Genomic DNA, 19,026 nt, shown 5'->3' on the forward strand with positions numbered 1-19,026 from the left:
GGTGAACGGCGCTGACGCGCGCCGCGGAAATCCGGGCGGCCGCGCGCGGCCCGGGCACGTACCCTTTTCTGTTGTGCCGAACGCCAACGAAGACAATCCCCGTGCCCTGAGCCAGGCGCAGCAGCGCGCCGTGAGCGAGCTGCTGCGCGTCTCCCCTGTCGCGGACGACCTCGCCCGCCGTTTCCAGGAGGCCGGGTTCTCCCTCGCCCTGGTCGGCGGCTCGGTCCGGGACGCGCTCCTGGGCCGGCTCGGCAACGACCTGGACTTCACGACGGACGCCCGCCCCGAGGACGTACTGAAGATCGTCCGACCGTGGGCGGACGCGGTGTGGGAGGTCGGGATCGCCTTCGGCACGGTGGGCTGCCAGAAGGACGCCCGTGTGGACGGCGCCGAGCAGCGCTTCCAGGTCGAGGTGACGACATATCGATCGGAGGCGTACGACAGGACCTCGCGCAAGCCCGAGGTGTCGTACGGCGACTCGATCGAGGAGGACCTCGTCCGCCGCGACTTCACCGTGAACGCGATGGCCGTGGCGCTCCCGGAGAAGGAGTTCATCGACCCGCACAGCGGCCTCGACGACCTGGCGGAGCGGGTCCTGCGGACGCCCGGCACCCCCGAGGAGTCGTTCTCGGACGACCCGCTGCGGATGATGCGTGCCGCGCGCTTCGCCGCGCAGCTCGACTTCGAGGTGGCTCCGGAGGTCGTCGCCGCGATGAAGGCGATGGCCGGCCGCATCGAGATCGTTTCCGCCGAGCGCGTCCGGGATGAGCTGAACAAGCTGATCCTGTCCCCGCACCCGGCCAAGGGCCTCGCGCTGCTCGTCGACACCGGCCTGGCCGACCACGTTCTGCCCGAGCTCCCGGCGCTGCGTCTGGAGCGCGACGAGCACCACCGGCACAAGGACGTCTACGACCACACCCTGATCGTCCTCGAGCAGGCGATGGCCTTGGAGACGGACGGCCCAGACCTGACGCTGCGCCTCGCCGCGCTGCTGCACGACATCGGCAAGCCGAAGACGCGCCGCTTCGAGAACGACGGGCGGGTCTCCTTCCACCACCACGAGGTGGTGGGCGCGAAGATGACCAAGAAGCGCATGACGGCCCTTAAGTACTCGAATGAGTTGATCAAGGACGTCTCGCGCCTGGTCGAGCTGCACCTGCGCTTCCACGGGTACGGCACGGGCGAGTGGACGGACTCGGCGGTACGTCGCTACGTACGCGACGCCGGCCCCCTGCTCGACCGCCTGCACGAGCTGACCCGCTCCGACTGCACGACCCGCAACAAGCGCAAGGCCACCGCGCTCTCGCGTGCCTACGACGGCCTGGAGGAGCGCATCGCCCGCCTCCAGGAGCAGGAGGAGCTGGACTCCATCCGCCCCGACCTCGACGGCAACGAGATCATGGAGATTCTGGACGTGGGCCCGGGCCCGGCGATCGGCAAGGCGTACAAGTTCCTGCTGGAACTGCGCCTGGAGAACGGGCCGATGGAGCGGGACGCGGCGGTGGCGGCGCTCAAGGAGTGGTGGGCCACGCAGGAGGCGTAGAGCGGACAACGCGTTGGGGCGCTGTGTTTCACGTGAAACACAGCGCCCCAACGTCTATGCCGAGGGGCGATGTTTCACGTGAAACATCGCCCCTCGGTGCGTGCGCGTCCTTGGTCTTACGGCTTGTAAGGCTCCAGGCAGAGCGTGAAGTCGTCGCCGCCGCCGGTCTCCCGGTAGGTGGCGTACTTCTTGATGTCGCAGGTCCCGCTGTCCTTCTTCTCCGCGACCTTGTACTTGGCGTCCTTGTCGCCGCAGTCCACGATCTTGAGGTCAGGGTCAGTGGTACTGGCCGGGTTGCCGATGCTCATGCAGTCACCGACCTCGGCGGCGGCCGCCTCATCCTGGCCCGCCCACACCGCCGCACCGATCGCGGCGGCAACCGCAACGCCCACGATGACGAATATCAGCTTCTTCTTGCTCTTGCGCGGCGCAGTAGCGTCCGGGCCGCCCTGGTAGAACGGCACGCCCGGCTGCTGCGGAGCACCCGGCTGCGGCGGTACGGCTGGCCCGGAGCCTGGCTGTACGGGTCGCCCCCACCCTGGGGCTGGCCATACGGCGCACCGCCCTGAGGCTGCTGACCGTAGGGCTGCTGGCCCTGGGCGAACGGGTTCTGACCCTGGGGCGGCGGAGTGGACACGGGGATCCCCCTAGAAGAGAGCACAAGGCTTGCGGGTTGGTTGCGCGATGGCGCGAAATGACCCCCGTAAGCTATCGGGCTCCTGTGCGCGGACTGAAGCCAGAAAGGGCTCTGTGGCATTGATGTGACACTTACTGGTCGTCAAACCTGGCCATAGCCACAGCAATCGCCGCGTAGATGAACGCCACCGTGACCACCAGCGGGACGGACTTGCCGTCAGGGGGCAGCATCAGGGCCGCCACCCCTGCGGCGCCGACAAACGCGACATTGAACAACACGTCGTACAGAGAGAAGATCCGGCCGCGGAAGCCGTCGTCCACGGCTGCTTGGACGACCGTGTCCGTGGCGATCTTCGCGCCCTGGGTGACGAGCCCCAGGACGAAGGCGGCGACGAGCATCGGCGCCGGCGCGAAGGGCAGCCCCAGGGCGGGTTCGAGAACGGCCGCGGCCCCCGCGCAGATCGTGAGCCAGCCGTGCGGCCCGAAGCGCCCGGCTGCCCATGGCGTCATCACGGCGGCCGCGAAGAACCCCGCACCGGAGATCCCCACGGCGATCCCGAGCAGCGCGAGCCCGTCGTCCTCCGTCGACGCCCAGGCGTACCGGCACAGCATCAGGACCATGACCGTGAGCGCGCCGAAGCAGAACCGCATCAGCGTCATCGAGATCAGCGCGTGCGCGGCCGGCCGGCGCTCGGCGAGGTGGTGTACGCCCGCGAGGAGACCGCGTGCGGTTCCCGTGAGCGCTGTCCCCAGGCGTGGCTGCACCAACTCCGGCTCGGGTCCGAGGAGTTCACGGGACATGCGCAGGGAGGCGAGCGCCGAGCACAGGTAGAGCGCGGCCCCCAGGAGGACGACCGCCGCGTCCGAGTCCGCCGCCACGATGCGTACCGCGAAGGCGAGCCCGCCGCCCGCGGTGGCCGCGAGCGTTCCGGCGGTCGGGGAAAGGGAGTTGGCGATGACCAGCCGGTCGGCGTCCACGACGCGTGGCAGTGCCGCCGAGAGTCCGGCCAGGACGAAGCGGTTGACGGCGGTGACGCACAGTGCGGAGGCGAAGAAGAGCCAGTCGGGCGATCCGCTGAGCATCAGGACGGCCGTCACGGAGGCGAGCGCGGCCCGCAGAACATTGCCGTAAAGGAGGACCTGGCGGCGGCGCCAGCGGTCGAGCAGGACGCCCGCGAACGGGCCGACGAGGGAGTAGGGAAGGAGCAGCACCGCCATCGCGGAGGCGATGGCCGCAGGGGAGGTCTCCTTCTCCGGCGAGAAGACGACGTACGTGGCGAGCGCCACCTGGTAGACGCCGTCCGCGCCCTGGGACACGACCCGCACGGCGAGCAGGCGCCGGAAGTCCCGCAGCCGCAGCAGAACGCGCAGGTCACCGACGACAGCCATGGGGCACAGCCTCACATACGAGCAGGGTCCCCGAGTGCGTACGACCCGGGGACCCTCAACTGCCGAACGAAGCGGCCGACTCAGCCGCCGAGCTGGCGGCTGAGCGGACGGCCGGGTGGACGGCGACTCAGCGCTCGACCTCGCCCTTGATGAACTTCTCGACGTTGTTGTAGGCCTCGTCGTCGAAGTACTGCACCGGCGGGGACTTCATGAAGTACGAGGACGCCGACAGGATCGGGCCGCCGATGCCGCGGTCCTTGGCGATCTTCGCGGCGCGCAGGGCGTCGATGATGACACCCGCGGAGTTCGGGGAGTCCCAGACCTCGAGCTTGTACTCCAGGTTCAGCGGGACGTCGCCGAAGGCGCGGCCCTCGAGGCGGACGTACGCCCACTTGCGGTCGTCGAGCCACGCGACGTAGTCCGACGGGCCGATGTGGACGTTCTTCTCGCCCAGCTCGCGGTCGGGGATCTGCGAGGTGACGGCCTGCGTCTTCGAGATCTTCTTCGACTCGAGGCGGTCGCGCTCCAGCATGTTCTTGAAGTCCATGTTGCCGCCGACGTTCAGCTGCATGGTGCGCTCGAGACGGACACCGCGGTCCTCGAACAGCTTCGCCATGACGCGGTGCGTGATGGTGGCGCCGACCTGGGACTTGATGTCGTCACCGACGATCGGCACGCCGGCCTCGGTGAACTTGTCCGCCCACTCCTTCGTACCGGCGATGAAGACCGGGAGGGCGTTGACGAAGGCGACCTTGGCGTCGATGGCGCACTGGGCGTAGAACTTCGCCGCGTCCTCGGAACCGACGGGCAGGTAGCAGACGAGGACGTCGACCTGGCGGTCCTTGAGGATCTGGACGACGTCGACCGGGGCCTCGGTGGACTCCTCGATGGTCTGGCGGTAGTACAGGCCCAGGCCGTCGAGGGTGTGACCACGCTGGACCTGGACGCCGGAGTTCGGCACGTCGCAGATCTTGATGGTGTTGTTCTCGCTGGCACCGATGGCGTCCGCGAGGTCGAGGCCGACCTTCTTCGCGTCGACGTCGAACGCGGCGACGAACTCGACGTCACCGACGTGGTAGTCGCCGAACTGGACGTGCATCAGGCCCGGGACCTTGGCGTCCGGGTCGGCGTCCTTGTAGTACTCGACGCCCTGGACCAGCGAGGCGGCGCAGTTGCCCACGCCGACGATGGCTACGCGAACCGAACCCATTCCGGTTGCTCCCTGTGTGATCTCGGTATTCCGGATGAAACCCCGCGGAATGCGGAGCTTCACTTGGTGGTGTCGTCGGACGCATCCGGCGGCGGGGTGCTGCCCCGCCGCCGGGGCAGGACGCCCGACTCCCCAGATGTGCTGTTCTGCTGAGCGGGGCCTTCGGGTGCGGACCGTTGCTGGTCGCGTCCCTGGCGCTCGCTCTCGATGAGCTCGTTCAGCCAGCGCACTTCGCGCTCCACGGATTCCATCCCGTGCCGCTGCAGCTCAAGCGTGTAGTCGTCGAGGCGCTCCCGGGTGCGGGCCAGGGAAGCGCGCATCTTCTCGAGGCGCTCCTCCAGGCGGCTGCGGCGGCCCTCGAGCACCCGCATCCGCACGTCTCGCGAGGTCTGCCCGAAGAAGGCGAAGCGGGCGGCGAAGTGCTCGTCCTCGTACGCATCGGGGCCGGTCTGCGAGAGCAGTTCCTCGAAGTGTTCCTTACCTTCCGCCGTCAACCGGTAGACGATCTTGGCGCGGCGTCCCGCGAGGGGAGCTGCCAGGGTCTCTGCGGTGGCGGTGCCCGACTCCTCGATCAACCAGCCGTTCGCGACCAGCGTCTTGAGGCACGGGTACAGCGACCCGTAGCTGAAGGCGCGGAACACACCCAGTGAGGTGTTGAGCCGCTTGCGCAGCTCATAGCCGTGCATCGGGGACTCGCGAAGCAGACCGAGCACGGCGAACTCGAGGATGCCGGAGCGTCTGCTCATCGTCGCCTCCTGTCTGTCCCGGTCTGTCGGCCGCGGCCCTTTATGCCGAGCTGATGTATCGGCTCGATACATCACGACGATAGAACGAGGTCACGCCTGGGACAAGAGGGGGCACGGTGAACGGCATCACATCACCGATTCGTAGGAAGTAACTTGCCTGTTTTGGGGTGAACTTCAGGCCTACGAGGGTTTTGACGGTGCGTAGTCTGTGCGCCATGCATACCGCCGGGAACCAAGTGACGCGAGGGGGCGTCGTCGTCCCCGGTGCAGTGCGGATGAGTGCCGGAACGGGCGCATCCGTACATCGGGGGGACCGGAAACCAGCCGCCGTTTCCAGGCGCGGAGACCCGCGCCTGCCCGAGGAGTAGTCGTTCGATGAGCGAGCACCGTCGCAAACCGCCGCAGCCGCAGGGCGGCGGACGCGCCGCGGCCAGGCGTGGCGCATCCGGCGCGCCGTCGGGCCGTCGCGCAGCACCGCGTGGCGCCACCGGATCGCCGCCGGCGCCTCCGTCGCACGCGCCCGGCGCCGCCGAGGGTGAGGAGCGACCCTATGGGGGCCGCGCCGAGGCCCGGCGCGCCGCCCGCAACGGCTCCGTCGGCAGCGGCACTGGTGGCCGCCGCAGGGCGGTGGAGACCGCTGGGCGGGGGCGCGGCAGAGGGCGTGTCCACGAGCCCGCAAAGAAGCGCTTCATCGACTACCCGCGCGCGGGCAAGGTCGGGCCGAAGCGGTGGATCCCGTCGTGGCGCCTCATCACCGGCCTGTTCATCGGGTTCCTCGGCAGCCTGATGGCGGTCGCGGGCATCGCGTACGCCCTCGTCGAGGTCCCGAAGGTCGCCGAGGCGGCCAAGGCACAGAACAACGTCTACTACTGGGCCGACGGCTCGCAGATGGTCGCGACGGGTGGTGAGACCAACCGCCAGATCATCAAGTACGCGGACATCCCGAGGGCCATGCGCAACGCCGTCATCTCGGCCGAGAACAAGACCTTCAACAAGGACAAGGGCGTCGACCCGATGGGCATCGCCCGCGCCGTGGTCAACATGGCGAAGGGTGGTCAGACCCAGGGCGGCTCGACCATCACGCAGCAGTACGTGAAGAACGCCCGCCTCGACGACCAGTCGCAGACGGTCTCCCGTAAGTTCAAGGAACTGTTCATCTCCATAAAGGTCGGCCGGGAGGTGAGCAAGGAAGAGATCATGGCGGGCTATCTGAACACCGCCTACTACGGCCGCAACGCCTACGGCATCCAGGCCGCCGCACGCGCCTACTTCGCTGAGGACGCGGAAGACCTGAACCCGAGCCAGTGTGCTCTCCTCGCGACCGTCCTGAAGGGCGCCACGTACTACGACCCGGCCGGCTACGCCGAGATCGATCCCGCGGCCAGCCCGAAGGCCAACCGGGAGCGGGCCGAGAAGCGCTGGAAGTGGATCCTCGACGAAGAGGTCAAGGACGGCAGTCTGAGCGCCGAGGTCCGCGCCAAGTACACCAAGTTCCCGAAGCTGCAGAGCCCGCGCTCCAACGTCAAGCTGAGCGGCCAGATCGGCTATCTGGTGTCGCTCGCCAAGGCGTACGTCATCAACAACAGTGACGGCAGGATCACAGCCAGTCAGCTGGAACGAGGCGGCTACGAGATCCACACGACCTTCGACAAGAAGAAGGTCAAGCAGCTCGAAGACGCGGTGAAGAAGGTCCGCAAGGCGAAGATCAAGCCGGATGTGCGCCCGGACAAGGACACACACGTCCAGTTCGGTGGTGCCTCCGTCAACCCGAAGACCGGCGCGATCGAGGCCATCTACGGCGGTGAGGACGCGACGAAGCACTTCACCAACAACGCGGACACGACCGGCGCCCAGGTCGGCTCGACGTACAAGCCCTTCGTTCTGGCGGCGGCCTTCAAGAACGGCATCCGCTCCAAGACCGGCGGTGAGGTGCAGCCTGACGGTGAGCGCACCGTGGTCGACCCGAAGAGTCTGTACAGCGGCAAGAACAAGCTCAAGATCAAGAACTACAACGACACGGTCTGGCAGGACAAGGACGGCAAGGAGTGGTTGCAGACCAACGACGGCAACCAGTCGTACAACCCGCCGACCTACGACATCGATCTCCGCGAGGCGATGCGGGAGTCGGTCAACTCGGCCTACGTCCAGCTCGGCATGGACGTCGGGCTGGACAAGGTGAAGCGGGCGGCGATGGATGCCGGCCTCAAGGACGACAAGTCCATGGCAGGCGCCACCTACCCGTCCTTCTCCCTGGGCACCTCGTCGCCGAGCGCGATCCGAATGGCCGGTGCGTACGCCACGTTCGCCGCCAGCGGCAAGCAGCGTGACCCGTACTCGGTCAAGGAGGTCGAGAAGGAGGGCGAGACGGTCTTCACCCAGGATGTTGAGACCAAGAGCCCCTTCACCCCGACGGTGGCGAACAACGTCACCGACGTCCTGCGGACCGTCGTGGAAAAGGGCACCGGCACCTCGGCCAAGCTCCCCGGCCGTCAGGTGGCGGGCAAGACCGGTACGACCGACGGCAACAAGTCCGCCTGGTTCGTCGGGTACACGCCGCAGCTGTCGACGGCGATCAGCATGTACCGGCTCGACGACGACGAGAACAACAAGAAGCGCGAGTTCCTGGAGATGTTCGGCACGGGCGGTGAGAAGAAGATCCACGGAGCTTCGTTCCCCGCGCGGATCTGGCAGGACTACATGGAAGAGGCGCTCAAGGGGAAGCGCGCCGTGCCGTTCCCGGCGCCGGGGCCGATCGGAGAGGTCGTCGGAGACACTCCGCCGCCCTCCCCGACGCCGACCGAAGAGCCCGAGCCGAGCGACTCCCCGTCGCCGACCCCGTCCGAGACCGAGTCCTCCTCCTCGCCGTCGCCGTCGGAGACTCCGGACCCGACCGAGACGTGCAATGACTGGGACCCGAGGTGCGAGGACAACGGTGGTGCGGCAGACGGTGGTGGCGATGACGGTGGTGCCAACGGTGACCCCGGTGGCACCTCACCACCACCCACCGGCCAGCCGAACGGCGGCAACGGCAACGGCGGCAACAACGGCAACGACAACGGTGGAGGGCTCTTCGCCGGTCCGACCGGTTGACCCACGCTCCGCGTGACGTTTCACGTGAAACGACGTGTTTCACGTGAAACAAGGCCGCCGCATCCAGTAAGGGTGCGGCGGCCTTGCCGTGTTCTCGGGCACGTTCGCGGGACTTCTCAGACCCGTACGGCAGGATGTGCGCCATGCCCAGCGCAGAGAAGATGCCCCCCACACGCGCGCATCAGTCAGCAACCGAAGAGGCCCCGCAGTCTGTGCTCCCCACGAAGCAGGACGAGGTCGCCGCGGCCGGCAGTGAGCTGATCGGCGGACCGATCGGTCGCAGAGCCCTGCTGATGACGACCCGGCTGACTCCCGTACGCGTCATCGCACTGGTCGCCATCGGGATGTTCGCACTCGGCATGGTGCAGAAGATGCCCTGCTACAACGGCGGCTGGTTCGTCGGAGCGAGCTCGCAGTACACACACGCCTGCTACTCCGACATCCCCCACCTCTACCAGGGGCGCGGCTTCGCCGACGGGCTTCTGCCGTACTTCGACCGGCTGCCCGACAACGTCGGCATGGAGTACCTCGAGTACCCGGTGCTGACCGGAGCGTTCATGCAGGTGGCCGCCTGGCTGACGCCGAACGGCGGGAGCATCCAGCACCAGGAGAAGTTCTACTGGATGGTCAACGCCGGGATGCTGATGGTCTGCACCGTCGTCATCGCCGTCTGTGTGGCCCGCATCCACCGCCGCCGCCCCTGGGACGCCCTGCTCGTCGCCCTCGCCCCCGCCTTCGCGCTGACGGCCACCATCAACTGGGACCTGTTCGCCGTGGCCCTCACGGCCCTGGCGATGCTGATGTGGTCGCGTGAGAGGCCGCTCGCCGCCGGCCTCCTCATCGGGCTCGCGGCCGCCGCGAAGCTCTATCCGGCGCTGCTCCTCGGGCCGCTGCTCGTGCTGTGCTGGCGCGCGGGGCGCTGGCGGGCCTTCTGGGTGTCCGCCGCGGCCGCGCTGGGTGCCTGGCTGGTGGTGAACCTGCCGGTGATGATCAGCCACGACGCGGCGGGCTTCCACATCCGGGAGGGCTGGGCGAAGTTCTATACGTTCAGCCAGGAACGCGGTGTCGACTTCGGCTCGTTCTGGCTGATCCTCTCCCAGCGCATGGACGACCCCCTCACCACGGACACGGTGAACCACCTCGCGACCGCGCTGATGCTGCTGTGCTGCCTTGGCGTGGCCGCGCTGGGCCTCACCGCGCCACGTCGCCCGCGGTTCGCGCAGCTGGCCTTCCTGGTGGTCGCCGCCTTCGTCCTCACCAACAAGGTCTACTCGCCGCAGTACGTGCTGTGGCTGATTCCGCTCGCCGCGCTGGCCCGGCCGCGCTGGCGGGACTTCCTCATCTGGCAGGCGTGCGAGGTCGCGTACTTCCTGGGGATCTGGATGTACCTCGCGTTCACGACGAGCGGGGACGCGCACAAGGGGCTGCCCACCGAGGGCTATCAACTGGCCATCGGCGTGCACCTGTTGGGGACGCTGTACCTGTGCGCCGTGGTCGTACGCGACATCCTCATGCCGGAGCGGGACGTGGTGCGAAAGACCGGGGAGGACGATCCCTCCGGCGGGGTTCTGGACGGTGCGGCGGACGTCTTCGTGCTCGGGCCCGCGGCCCATCCGCCGCGGAGAGCAGCCGTGCAGGAGGGATCCGGTACGTATGTGTCATGGGGGGCGGCGAGCGATGGTTTCGCTCTGAGCGAACAGCCTCCGGCCCGCTGAGGCGGGGAGCAAGTTGAAGGGCCGGTACGCGCACGTGGCGCGTACCGGCCCTTCAACGTTCTACCGCGCTGTCGCGAGCGTATCGCCTGGTGGGGCTTTGCTCAGCGGTCGACGATCCGGTCGAACTGCGTGGTCGTGTGCCGCAGGTGGGCCACCAGTTCCTCGCCGACCTTCGGCTCCGGCGCGTCCGAGGGGACGAAGAGCAGCGAGACCTGCATGTGCGGCGGCTCGGCGAACCAGCGCTGCTTGCCGCCCCAGACGAACGGCGACAGGTTGCGGTTGACGGTCGCGAGGCCCGCGCGGGCCACGCCCTTCGCCCGCGGCATCATGCCGTGCAGCGCCTTCGGCGCCTCCAGGCCGACGCCGTGCGAGGTGCCGCCCGCGACGACGACCAGCCAGCCGTCGGACGCGGTCTTCTGCTGCCGGTAGCCGAAGCGGTCCCCCTTCGCGACCTGAGTGACGTCCAGGATGGCACCCCGGTACTCGGTCGCGTCGTGGTCGCCCAGCCAGAGCTTCGTACCGATGCGCGCCCGGAAGCGGGTCTGCGGGAACTGCTGTTGGAGGCGGACGAGTTCGCCGGCCTTCAGGTGGCTGACGAACATCGTGTGCAGGGGCAGGCGGGCCGCGCGCAGCCGGTCCATCCAGCCGATGACCTCCTCGACGGCGTCCGAGCCGTCGGTGCGGTCCAGGGGCAGGTGGATCGCGAAGCCTTCGAGGCGTACGTCCTCGATGGCGGCGTGCAGATGCGGCAGGTCCTGCTCGCTGATGCCGTGCCGCTTCATCGAGGACATGACCTCGATGACGACGCGGGCGCCCACGAGACCGTGCACGCCGTCGAGCGACGACACGGAGCGGATGACGCGGTCGGGCAGCGGCACGGGCTCTTCGCCTCGCCGGAACGGCGTCAGGACCAGCAGGTCACCGCTGAACCAGTCCTTGATCCGGGCGGCTTCGTAGGTTGTGCCGACGGCGAGTACGTCGGAGCCGAATCGCGTGGCCTCCTCCGCGAGCCGCTCGTGACCGAAGCCATAGCCGTTGCCCTTGCAGACCGGGACGATGCCCGGGAACTGCTCCAGCATGTGCTTCTGATGTGCCCGCCAGCGCGCGGTGTCGACATAGAGCGTGAGCGCCATGGCTGGATCCCGGAACCTTTCTGGTGTCTGCGGTGTGGCAGAGGTGTGGAAGGAGTGGAAGGTGATGCGGACGGAAGCTGCGGTGGATCAGCGGCGCGACATGTAGATGTCGAGGGCCTTGTGCAGCAGCTTGTTCAGCGGGAAGTCCCACTCACCGACGTATTCCACGGCCTCGCCGCCGGTGCCGACCTTGAACTGGATCAGGCCGAAGAGGTGGTCCGTCTCGTCGAGCGAGTCGGAGATGCCCCGCAGGTCGTAGACGGACGCGCCGAGCGCGTAGGCGTCGCGCAGCATCCGCCACTGCATGGCGTTCGAGGGCCGGACCTCACGACCGATGTTGTCGGAAGCGCCGTAGGAGTACCAGACGTGCCCGCCGACGACGAGCATCGTCGCCGCCGAAAGGTTCACGCCGTTGTGCCGCGCGAAGTACAGCCGCATGCGGTTGGGATCCTCGGTGTTGAGGGTCTGCCACATCTGCTGGAAGTAACCCAGCGGCCGCGGGCGGAACTTGTCGCGGATCGCGGTGATCTCGTAGAGGCGCTGCCATTCGGCGAGGTCCTGATAGCCGCCCTGGACGACCTCGACGCCGGCCTTCTCGGCCTTCTTGATGTTGCGGCGCCAGAGCTGGTTGAAGTTCTTGAGTACGTCGTCCAGGGCGCGGTTGGCCAGCGGCACCTGGAACACATAGCGGGGCTGCACGTCTCCGAAGCCGGCGCCGCCGTCCTCGCCCTGCTGCCAGCCCATGCGGCGCAGCTTGTCCGAGACCTCGAAGGCGCGCGGTTCGATGGTCGTCGCCTCGACGTCGCGCAGCCGCTTCACGTCCGGGTTCTGGATGCCGGACTTGATCGCGGCCGAGTTCCAGCGGCGGATGACGACCGGCGGGCCCATCTTCACGGAGAAGGCGCCCTGCTTCTTCAGGTGCGCCAGCATCGGCTGGAGCCACTCGTCCAGGTTCGGGGCGTACCAGTTGATGACCGGGCCCTCGGGCAGATACGCGAGATAGCGCTTGACCTTCGGCAACTGGCGGTAGAGCACCAGGCCCACGCCCACCAACTGGCCGGTCCTGTCGTCGAACCAGCCCAGGTTCTCCGAACGCCATTCACTCTTCACGTCTGCCCATGCGGGGACCTGGCAATGGCTAGCCGACGGCAGGCTCTGGATGTACGCCAGATGTTGCTCTCGGCTGATGGTCCTCAGGGTCAGGCTCATTCGCGGCGCTCCTCGGGCTGGTGTGTCCCCATGGGTACAGGGGCTCCGGCTCTCGCGCCGAAGCCTACTGCGCCCTGCGAGCGCCCCGTCTGGGCGTATCGAACCTTCGCCCCCGGCCATGCTCTGACCAGGGGCGGTGCGGGTCCGTCAGCGGCAGGTCCGCGGCAAGGTCACCAGAGCCCGCCGAAGAGCCCGCCGTGGGCCATGCCCAGGAAGAAGCCGACCGCCGAGGCGCCGAGCCCGACGATCAGGAAGGAGCGCTCGCGGGTCGTCACCGAGATGAACTGGCCGTACGCCCCCGTGAAGATCCCGACGAGACCGGTCCAGGAACTGAGCAGATGCAGGTTGTGGAACATCGCCGTCACGAAGGCGATGGCTCCGAGGGCCAGCGTCACACCGAGCAGCGTGTCCTGGAGCGGATGGGGTTTGCCGTCGGTGGCGAAGAGAGAGCCGACGGTGTTGCGTCGCATTGTCTGTGCCATGGAGGCACCTCCTGCGGAAGGCAGCGCATCGTAGCGCCATACACACCCGATGTGTACAGATTCTGCCCGCCCACCGCCGGATTTCAACCGGAAGCCTCGGTGCGGGTACTGTGTACCGTCTGCACCGGTGTCTGCCCAGGCCACAGCAAGAGCCCCCGCTCGCGGGAGCCGATTGTCAGTGGCGGCCGATACCGTTGCGTACGCATCACGACCCTCCTGCCACGGAACGACCGTGGCCGCTGAGTCCAAAGGAGGTGGGTTCCACATGCGTCACTACGAAGTGATGGTCATCCTCGACCCCGATCTCGAGGAGCGCGCTGTCTCCCCGCTGATCGAGAACTTCCTCTCCGTCGTCCGTGAGGGCAACGGAAAGGTCGAGAAGGTCGACACCTGGGGCCGTCGTCGTCTCTCGTACGAGATCAAGAAGAAGCCCGAGGGCATCTACTCGGTCATCGACCTGCAGGCCGAGCCTGCAGTCGTCAAGGAGCTCGACCGCCAGATGAACCTGAACGAGTCGGTCCTCCGGACCAAGGTCCTCCGCCCCGAGATGCACTGAGCCTTCCGGCTCAGGCCCGTTGAGCCCTAGCGCTCGACGGCACTCGGGATCCGAGTAGCAGCAGTAAAAGCAGCCAGCAGCAAACCCGCCGAGAGGTTCCCCCAATGGCAGGCGAGACCGTCATCACGGTCGTCGGCAATCTTGTCGACGACCCCGAGCTGCGCTTCACCCCGTCCGGTGCGGCGGTCGCGAAGTTCCGTGTCGCGTCCACTCCCCGCACCTTCGACCGGCAGACCAATGAGTGGAAGGACGGCGAGAGCCTGTTCCTGACCTGCTCGGTCTGGCGTCAGGCGGCGGAGAACGTCGCCGAGTCGCTCCAGCGAGGCATGCGCGTCATCGTGCAGGGCCGGCTGAAGCAGCGGTCCTACGAGGACCGTGAGGGCATCAAGCGCACGGTCTACGAGCTGGACGTCGAGGAAGTCGGCGCCAGCCTGAAGAACGCCACGGCCAAGGTCACCAAGACCACGGGTCGCGGCGGTCAGGGTGGATACGGCGGCGGCGGTGGCGGCGGCCAGCAGGGCGGCGGCTGGGGCGGTGGCTCCGGCGGCGGTCAGCAGCAGGGTGGCGGCGGCGGTGCTCCCGCCGACGACCCCTGGGCGACCAGTGCGCCTGCCGGCGGCGGCAGCCAGCAGCAGGGCGGCGGCGGTGGCGGCTGGGGCGGAAGCTCCGGCGGCTCCGGTGGCGGCTACTCGGACGAACCCCCCTTCTAAGCCTCGGGCCGAAGGCCTCAGGGCAAGAAGGCGGGTCGTACCCACACTTCTTGATCACACAGGAGAAACACCATGGCGAAGCCGCCTGTGCGCAAGCCTAAGAAGAAGGTCTGCGCTTTCTGCAAGGACAAGGTCACGTACGTGGACTACAAGGACACGAACATGCTGCGGAAGTTCATTTCCGACCGCGGCAAGATCCGTGCCCGCCGCGTGACCGGCAACTGCACGCAGCACCAGCGTGACGTCGCCACGGCCGTGAAGAACAGCCGTGAGATGGCGCTGCTGCCCTACACGTCCACCGCGCGATAAGGGAAGGGTGACCGAAACATGAAGATCATCCTCACCCACGAGGTCTCCGGCCTCGGTGCCGCCGGCGAGGTCGTAGACGTCAAGGACGGCTACGCCCGCAACTACCTGATCCCGCGGAAGTTCGCTATCCGCTGGACCAAGGGTGGCGAGAAGGACGTCGCGCAGATCCGTCGTGCTCGCAAGATCCACGAGATCGCGACCATCGAGCAGGCCAACGAGATCAAGGCCCAGCTCGAGGCCGTCAAGGTCCGCCTGGCCGTCCGCTCCGGCGACGCCGGTCGTCTCTTCGGCTCCGTCACCCCGGCTGACGTCGCTTCGGCGATCGAGGCTGCTGGTGGCCCGAAGATCGACAAGCGTCGTGTCGAGCTCGGCTCGCCGATCAAGACGCTGGGCGCCCACGCGACGTCCGTGCGTCTGCACCCCGAGGTGGCCGCGAAGGTCAACGTCGAGGTCGTCTCTGCCTGAGTCGCAGCAATGCGCTCGCAGGACTGAGTGAAGGGGCCGCACCTACGGGTGCGGCCCCTTTGCTGTGTTTCACGTGAAACACAGCGACCGAAACGTCAGCGCGTGGCGCCCGTGACGACCCAGCGGCCCGAACGCGACCGCAGCCACAAGGTCAGCGCGCGCACCGTCATCATGAGGGTCATCGCGACCCACAGGGCGGTCAGACCACCGCCGAGGCTGGGTACGAGGAGTGCCGCGGGCGCGAACACCGCGAGCGTGGCCAGCATGGCCCAGGCCAGATAGGGGCCGTCCCCCGCGCCCATCAGGACGCCGTCGAGGACGTAGACGATGCCGCAGATGGGCTGGGCGAGGGCCACCACCATGAGGGCGGGCAGCGCCGCGTCCTGGACGGCGGCGTCACCGGAGAACAGCGGGACGAACACGGGTCGGGCCGCGACGACAAGCAGTCCCAGGGCGGCGCCCGAGACGAAGCCCCACTGGATCATGCGGCGGCAGACGTCGCGGGCGCCTTGTGGATCATTGGCGCCCAGGTAGCGGGCGATGATGGCCTGCCCGGCTATCGCGATGGCGTCGAGGGCGAAGGAGAGCAGGCTCCACAGGGACAGGACGATCTGGTGGGCGGCCACGTCGGCGTCGCCCAGGCGGGCGGCCACGGCCGTCGCGATCAGCGCGATGGCCCGGAGCGCGAGCGTACGGGCCAGGAGCGGGACACCGGCCTGGGCGCAGGCCCTTATGCCGGCGGCGTCGGGGCGCAGGGAGGCACCGTGCCGCTTGGCGCCGCGGACGACGACGTAGAGGTAGATGGCCGCCATGCCGCACTGGGCCAGGACGGTGCCCCAGGCGGAACCGGCGATGCCGAAGCCGAAGCCGTACACGAGGAGGACGTTCAGTGCGCCGTTGGCGACGAACCCGCCGACGGCGACGTACAGCGGAGTCTTGGTGTCCTGGAGGCCGCGCAGCACACCGGTGGCGGCGAGCACGACGAGCATCGCCGGTATGCCGAGGATGGATATACGCAGGTAGGTGACCGCGTAAGGGGCCGCCGAATCGGAGGCGCCGAACAGGTCGACGAGTGCGGGCGCGGTGGGCAGGGCGACGGCGATGACGGCGGCGCCGAGGAGCAGGGCGAGCCAGATGCCGTCCATGCCCTGGCGGATGGCGGCTTGGAGATCTCCGGCGCCGACACGGCGGGCGACGGCGGCCGTGGTGGCGTACGCGAGGAAGACGAAGATGCTGACGGCCGTCGTCAGGAGAGCCGAGGCGATGCCGAGACCGGCGAGCTGCGCGGTGCCGAGGTGGCCGACGATGGCGCTGTCAGCCATGAGGAAGAGGGGCTCGGCCACGAGTGCGCCGAAGGCGGGAACGGCGAGGGCGACGATCTCTCGGTCGTGCCGACGCCGGGCGGCCTTGGGCGCCGCGGGAGCCTGTGTCATGAGCGCCAATCTAATCTTCCACAGGTAAGAGATACAACTGCCTTAGGACCCTTACTTGGGTCGGGTGTGCGCATCCGGCAGGGTGCGGTTCGCCGAGATCTTGGGCCGACTGGGAAAGTTTTTCTTCTGCACAGCCGGTGGACGGGAAAGACGCAGGTCAGGTGGGGTGCGGAAAGTGGGCTGAGGGCTTGTTCACAGGGCTGTCCACCGAGCCGTGCACAGGTTTCGCGGGGTTCTCCACAGCATCGCGCCCGTCATCCACACCGCCTGTGGATAACCAGATTGGCTGACGGTGCCCGCGGGCCTACCGTGGTCCGGCGCCCGCCTCTTCCTGCCATCGCGGAAACCCCGCAAATCCGACGCGTCAGAAGCGGAGTTGGGCCCCCTTATTTGTCAGTGTCGTGCCGTAAGAAAGAGGGGCACGGCGAGGTCCGCGTGGCGGACGGGAGGAGGTGGCCCGGTGAGTATTTCCGAGCCCTTGGACGACCCGTGGGCCGACAGCGGTCCGGGGGACCGTCTGCCTGTCTCCCGCCCGCGCCGTGACGGAGGCCGGGGCCGCGAGGAGCAGCACGACCGGGGTCGGGAGAGCTCCTGGGACGGCGGTGGTACGTCCTTCGAGCGCGTTCCGCCGCAGGATCTCGACGCCGAGCAGTCCGTACTCGGCGGCATGCTGCTGTCCAAGGACGCCATCGCGGACGTCGTCGAGGTGCTCAAGGGCCACGACTTCTACCGCCCGGCGCACGAGACGATCTTCATCGCGATCCTCGACCTGTACGCCAAGGGCGAGCCGGCCGACCCCATCACCGTCGCCGCCGAGCTCACCAAGCGCGGTGAGATCACCAAGGTCGGCGGCGCCTCGTATCTGCACTCGCTCGTCCAGACGGTCCCGACGGCCGCGAACGCCGAGTACTACGCGGAGATCGTCCACGAGCGCGCGGTCCTGCGCCGCCTGGTCGAGGCCGGTACGCGCATCACACAGATGGGATACGCGGCCGACGGCGACGTCGACGAGATCGTCAACAGCGCCCAGGCCGAGATCTACGCCGTCACCGAGCAGCGCACCAGCGAGGACTATCTGCCGCTGGGCGACATCATGGAGGGCGCGCTCGACGAGATCGAGGCGATCGGCTCGCGCAGCGGCGAGATGACGGGTGTGCCGACAGGCTTCACCGACTTCGACTCGCTCACCAACGGCCTGCACCCCGGCCAGATGGTCGTCATCGCGGCCCGTCCCGCGATGGGTAAGTCCACGCTGGCGCTCGACTTCGCGCGGGCCGCCTCCATCAAGCACAACCTGCCCAGCGTCATCTTCTCCCTCGAAATGGGGCGCAACGAGATCGCGATGCGTCTGCTCTCCGCCGAGGCACGTGTGGCGCTGCATCACATGCGTTCCGGCACGATGACGGACGAGGACTGGACGCGGCTCGCGCGCAGGATGCCCGAGGTCTCGGCCGCTCCGCTCTACATCGACGACTCCCCGAACCTGTCGATGATGGAGATCCGCGCGAAGTGCCGCCGCCTCAAGCAGCGCGCCGACATCAAGCTCGTGATCATCGACTATCTGCAGCTCATGCAGTCCGGCGGCTCGAAGCGCGCCGAGAGCCGCCAGCAGGAAGTCTCGGACATGTCGCGAAACCTGAAGCTGCTCGCCAAGGAGCTCGAAGTTCCGGTCATCGCGCTCTCACAGCTGAACCGTGGCCCCGAGCAGCGCACCGACAAGAAGCCCCAGGTCTCCGACCTGCGTGAGTCCGGCTCCATCGAGCAGGACGCGGACATGGTGATCCTGCTGCACCGCGAGGACGCGTACGAGAAGGAGTCACCGCGCGCGGGCGAGGCGGACATCATCGTGGGCAAGCACCGTAACGGCCCGACGGCGACGATCACTGTGGCGTTCCAGGGCCACTACTCGCGCTTTGTGGACATGGCGCAGACGTAGCGGCGGGTGGGTTTGCTCGGTCCGGCTGCGGGTCCCTGCCGAGCGGCGGTGGGCTCGGGTGCGCCGGCCCACCGCCGCCCCGCTGCCCCGCTACGGCGCGAGTGTCGGCTGGTCCGCGGCCCACAGCCACGAACCGTCCGGCTGGCGGCGGGCGACCTCGACGGTGATGTCGCCGTTGGTCAGCGTGGCCGCGGTCAGTGCCAGGTCGCCGCTCACCAGCGCCGGGTGCTGCCTGCCCGGTGAGAGCACTGGCGCGGCCGCGACGAACTGCTCGTACACCTTGCGGATTTCCGCATGTCCCGTCGCGATGTTGCCCGGTGGGAAGGCCAGCACGGCGTCCGGCTCGTACAACGCCACCAGCCCGTCGACATCGCCCGCGTTGGCGCGCTCGACGAAGTACCTGCCCAGGTCGTTCGGCTCAGTGGCCGGTTCCTTGTTTGTCATGCTGATCAGCCTCGCAACGA

At 68.1% G+C, this 19,026-nt stretch carries 17 protein-coding genes; 8 read left to right on the plus strand and 9 right to left on the minus strand.

Annotated features, from left to right (window positions below):
- The first annotated feature begins 73 nt into the window (after nucleotides 1-73).
- Nucleotides 74-1,543 carry a CCA tRNA nucleotidyltransferase gene (locus IEY91_RS13420; RefSeq protein ID WP_189174100.1) on the plus strand — a complete coding sequence of 490 codons (1,470 nt, stop codon included), beginning with the start codon at nucleotides 74-76 and terminating at the stop codon, nucleotides 1,541-1,543.
- A 116-nt stretch (nucleotides 1,544-1,659) separates the two neighbouring features.
- Here the strand turns inward: IEY91_RS13420 and IEY91_RS13425 are convergent, their stop codons facing one another.
- From IEY91_RS13425 to IEY91_RS13440, 4 genes are all read right to left on the minus strand, one after another.
- Entirely contained in the window at nucleotides 1,660-2,007 is a 348-nt protein-coding gene (locus IEY91_RS13425) for an LppU/SCO3897 family protein (RefSeq protein WP_306309895.1), read from the minus strand.
- 304 nt (nucleotides 2,008-2,311) lie between these two features.
- Entirely contained in the window at nucleotides 2,312-3,568 is a 1,257-nt protein-coding gene (locus IEY91_RS13430; protein WP_189174101.1) for an MFS transporter, read from the minus strand.
- Nucleotides 3,569-3,695: 127 nt separating this feature from the next.
- Nucleotides 3,696-4,778, minus strand: coding sequence for an inositol-3-phosphate synthase (locus IEY91_RS13435; RefSeq protein ID WP_164322987.1), 1,083 nt, complete (start codon nucleotides 4,776-4,778; stop codon nucleotides 3,696-3,698).
- Between the two features lie 59 nt (nucleotides 4,779-4,837).
- Nucleotides 4,838-5,524, minus strand: a complete 687-nt coding sequence (locus IEY91_RS13440) for a PadR family transcriptional regulator (protein ID WP_164322989.1) — start codon at nucleotides 5,522-5,524, stop codon at nucleotides 4,838-4,840.
- Between the two features lie 375 nt (nucleotides 5,525-5,899).
- Here IEY91_RS13440 and IEY91_RS13445 point away from each other — a divergent pair, with 375 nt between their 5' ends.
- Together IEY91_RS13445 and IEY91_RS13450 are read left to right on the plus strand one after the other, a co-directional pair.
- Nucleotides 5,900-8,614 (plus strand): transglycosylase domain-containing protein, encoded by a 2,715-nt coding sequence (locus tag IEY91_RS13445; protein WP_189174102.1) that lies wholly within the window; start codon nucleotides 5,900-5,902, stop codon nucleotides 8,612-8,614.
- A 134-nt stretch (nucleotides 8,615-8,748) separates the two neighbouring features.
- Nucleotides 8,749-10,329, plus strand: a complete 1,581-nt coding sequence (locus tag IEY91_RS13450; protein ID WP_373287937.1) for a glycosyltransferase family 87 protein — start codon at nucleotides 8,749-8,751, stop codon at nucleotides 10,327-10,329.
- Nucleotides 10,330-10,430: 101 nt separating this feature from the next.
- Here IEY91_RS13450 and IEY91_RS13455 read toward each other — a convergent pair whose 3' ends face one another.
- The 3 genes from IEY91_RS13455 to IEY91_RS13465 form a co-directional block, all read right to left on the minus strand.
- Nucleotides 10,431-11,462, minus strand: coding sequence for an alanine racemase (locus tag IEY91_RS13455; protein WP_164322993.1), 1,032 nt, complete (start codon nucleotides 11,460-11,462; stop codon nucleotides 10,431-10,433).
- Nucleotides 11,463-11,549: 87 nt separating this feature from the next.
- Nucleotides 11,550-12,671, minus strand: coding sequence for a lipid II:glycine glycyltransferase FemX (locus tag IEY91_RS13460; RefSeq protein WP_164322995.1), 1,122 nt, complete (start codon nucleotides 12,669-12,671; stop codon nucleotides 11,550-11,552).
- A gap of 170 nt (nucleotides 12,672-12,841) precedes the next feature.
- The gene (locus tag IEY91_RS13465) at nucleotides 12,842-13,153 is read right to left on the minus strand and encodes a hypothetical protein (protein WP_164322997.1); all 312 of its coding nucleotides are present in this window, start codon (nucleotides 13,151-13,153) and stop codon (nucleotides 12,842-12,844) included.
- 265 nt (nucleotides 13,154-13,418) lie between these two features.
- Here IEY91_RS13465 and rpsF point away from each other — a divergent pair, with 265 nt between their 5' ends.
- The 4 genes from rpsF to rplI all read left to right on the plus strand — a co-directional run bounded on the left by rpsF (nucleotide 13,419) and on the right by rplI (nucleotide 15,193).
- Complete coding sequence (gene rpsF, locus IEY91_RS13470) at nucleotides 13,419-13,709, plus strand: 30S ribosomal protein S6 (RefSeq protein WP_016644628.1); 291 nt, start codon at nucleotides 13,419-13,421, stop codon at nucleotides 13,707-13,709.
- A gap of 104 nt (nucleotides 13,710-13,813) precedes the next feature.
- Complete coding sequence (locus tag IEY91_RS13475; protein ID WP_164322999.1) at nucleotides 13,814-14,419, plus strand: single-stranded DNA-binding protein; 606 nt, start codon at nucleotides 13,814-13,816, stop codon at nucleotides 14,417-14,419.
- Between the two features lie 72 nt (nucleotides 14,420-14,491).
- Entirely contained in the window at nucleotides 14,492-14,728 is a 237-nt protein-coding gene (rpsR, locus tag IEY91_RS13480; protein ID WP_003949403.1) for a 30S ribosomal protein S18, read from the plus strand.
- A gap of 18 nt (nucleotides 14,729-14,746) precedes the next feature.
- Nucleotides 14,747-15,193, plus strand: a complete 447-nt coding sequence (gene rplI, locus IEY91_RS13485; RefSeq protein ID WP_189174103.1) for a 50S ribosomal protein L9 — start codon at nucleotides 14,747-14,749, stop codon at nucleotides 15,191-15,193.
- A 95-nt stretch (nucleotides 15,194-15,288) separates the two neighbouring features.
- Here rplI and IEY91_RS13490 read toward each other — a convergent pair whose 3' ends face one another.
- Nucleotides 15,289-16,626 carry an MATE family efflux transporter gene (locus IEY91_RS13490; RefSeq protein ID WP_164323003.1) on the minus strand — a complete coding sequence of 446 codons (1,338 nt, stop codon included), beginning with the start codon at nucleotides 16,624-16,626 and terminating at the stop codon, nucleotides 15,289-15,291.
- Nucleotides 16,627-17,086: 460 nt separating this feature from the next.
- Here IEY91_RS13490 and dnaB point away from each other — a divergent pair, with 460 nt between their 5' ends.
- Entirely contained in the window at nucleotides 17,087-18,562 is a 1,476-nt protein-coding gene (dnaB, locus tag IEY91_RS13495) for a replicative DNA helicase (RefSeq protein WP_164323005.1), read from the plus strand.
- A 90-nt stretch (nucleotides 18,563-18,652) separates the two neighbouring features.
- Here the strand turns inward: dnaB and IEY91_RS13500 are convergent, their stop codons facing one another.
- Nucleotides 18,653-19,006 carry a YybH family protein gene (locus IEY91_RS13500; protein ID WP_164323007.1) on the minus strand — a complete coding sequence of 118 codons (354 nt, stop codon included), beginning with the start codon at nucleotides 19,004-19,006 and terminating at the stop codon, nucleotides 18,653-18,655.
- Nucleotides 19,007-19,026 lie beyond the last annotated feature (20 nt).

It is taken from the genome of Streptomyces lasiicapitis, assembly GCF_014646335.1.
GTDB classification, from domain to species: Bacteria; Actinomycetota; Actinomycetes; order Streptomycetales; family Streptomycetaceae; genus Streptomyces; species Streptomyces lasiicapitis.

Excerpts from the sequence above, each read along its gene's own strand:
- IEY91_RS13440 (WP_164322989.1), bottom strand. The coding sequence starts at position 5,524 with ATGAGCAGACGCTCCGGCATCCTCGAGTTCGCCGTGCTCGGTCTGCTT.
- IEY91_RS13450 (WP_373287937.1), top strand. The coding sequence starts at position 8,749 with ATGTGCGCCATGCCCAGCGCAGAGAAGATGCCCCCCACACGCGCGCAT.
- rpsF (WP_016644628.1), top strand. The coding sequence starts at position 13,419 with ATGCGTCACTACGAAGTGATGGTCATCCTCGACCCCGATCTCGAGGAG.
- rplI (WP_189174103.1), top strand. The coding sequence starts at position 14,747 with ATGAAGATCATCCTCACCCACGAGGTCTCCGGCCTCGGTGCCGCCGGC.
- IEY91_RS13435 (WP_164322987.1), bottom strand. The coding sequence starts at position 4,778 with ATGGGTTCGGTTCGCGTAGCCATCGTCGGCGTGGGCAACTGCGCCGCC.
- IEY91_RS13445 (WP_189174102.1), top strand. The coding sequence starts at position 5,900 with ATGAGCGAGCACCGTCGCAAACCGCCGCAGCCGCAGGGCGGCGGACGC.
- IEY91_RS13460 (WP_164322995.1), bottom strand. The coding sequence starts at position 12,671 with ATGAGCCTGACCCTGAGGACCATCAGCCGAGAGCAACATCTGGCGTAC.
- IEY91_RS13430 (WP_189174101.1), bottom strand. The coding sequence starts at position 3,568 with ATGGCTGTCGTCGGTGACCTGCGCGTTCTGCTGCGGCTGCGGGACTTC.
- IEY91_RS13500 (WP_164323007.1), bottom strand. The coding sequence starts at position 19,006 with ATGACAAACAAGGAACCGGCCACTGAGCCGAACGACCTGGGCAGGTAC.
- IEY91_RS13490 (WP_164323003.1), bottom strand. The coding sequence starts at position 16,626 with ATGACACAGGCTCCCGCGGCGCCCAAGGCCGCCCGGCGTCGGCACGAC.
- rpsR (WP_003949403.1), top strand. The coding sequence starts at position 14,492 with ATGGCGAAGCCGCCTGTGCGCAAGCCTAAGAAGAAGGTCTGCGCTTTC.
- IEY91_RS13455 (WP_164322993.1), bottom strand. The coding sequence starts at position 11,462 with ATGGCGCTCACGCTCTATGTCGACACCGCGCGCTGGCGGGCACATCAG.
- IEY91_RS13475 (WP_164322999.1), top strand. The coding sequence starts at position 13,814 with ATGGCAGGCGAGACCGTCATCACGGTCGTCGGCAATCTTGTCGACGAC.
- IEY91_RS13465 (WP_164322997.1), bottom strand. The coding sequence starts at position 13,153 with ATGGCACAGACAATGCGACGCAACACCGTCGGCTCTCTCTTCGCCACC.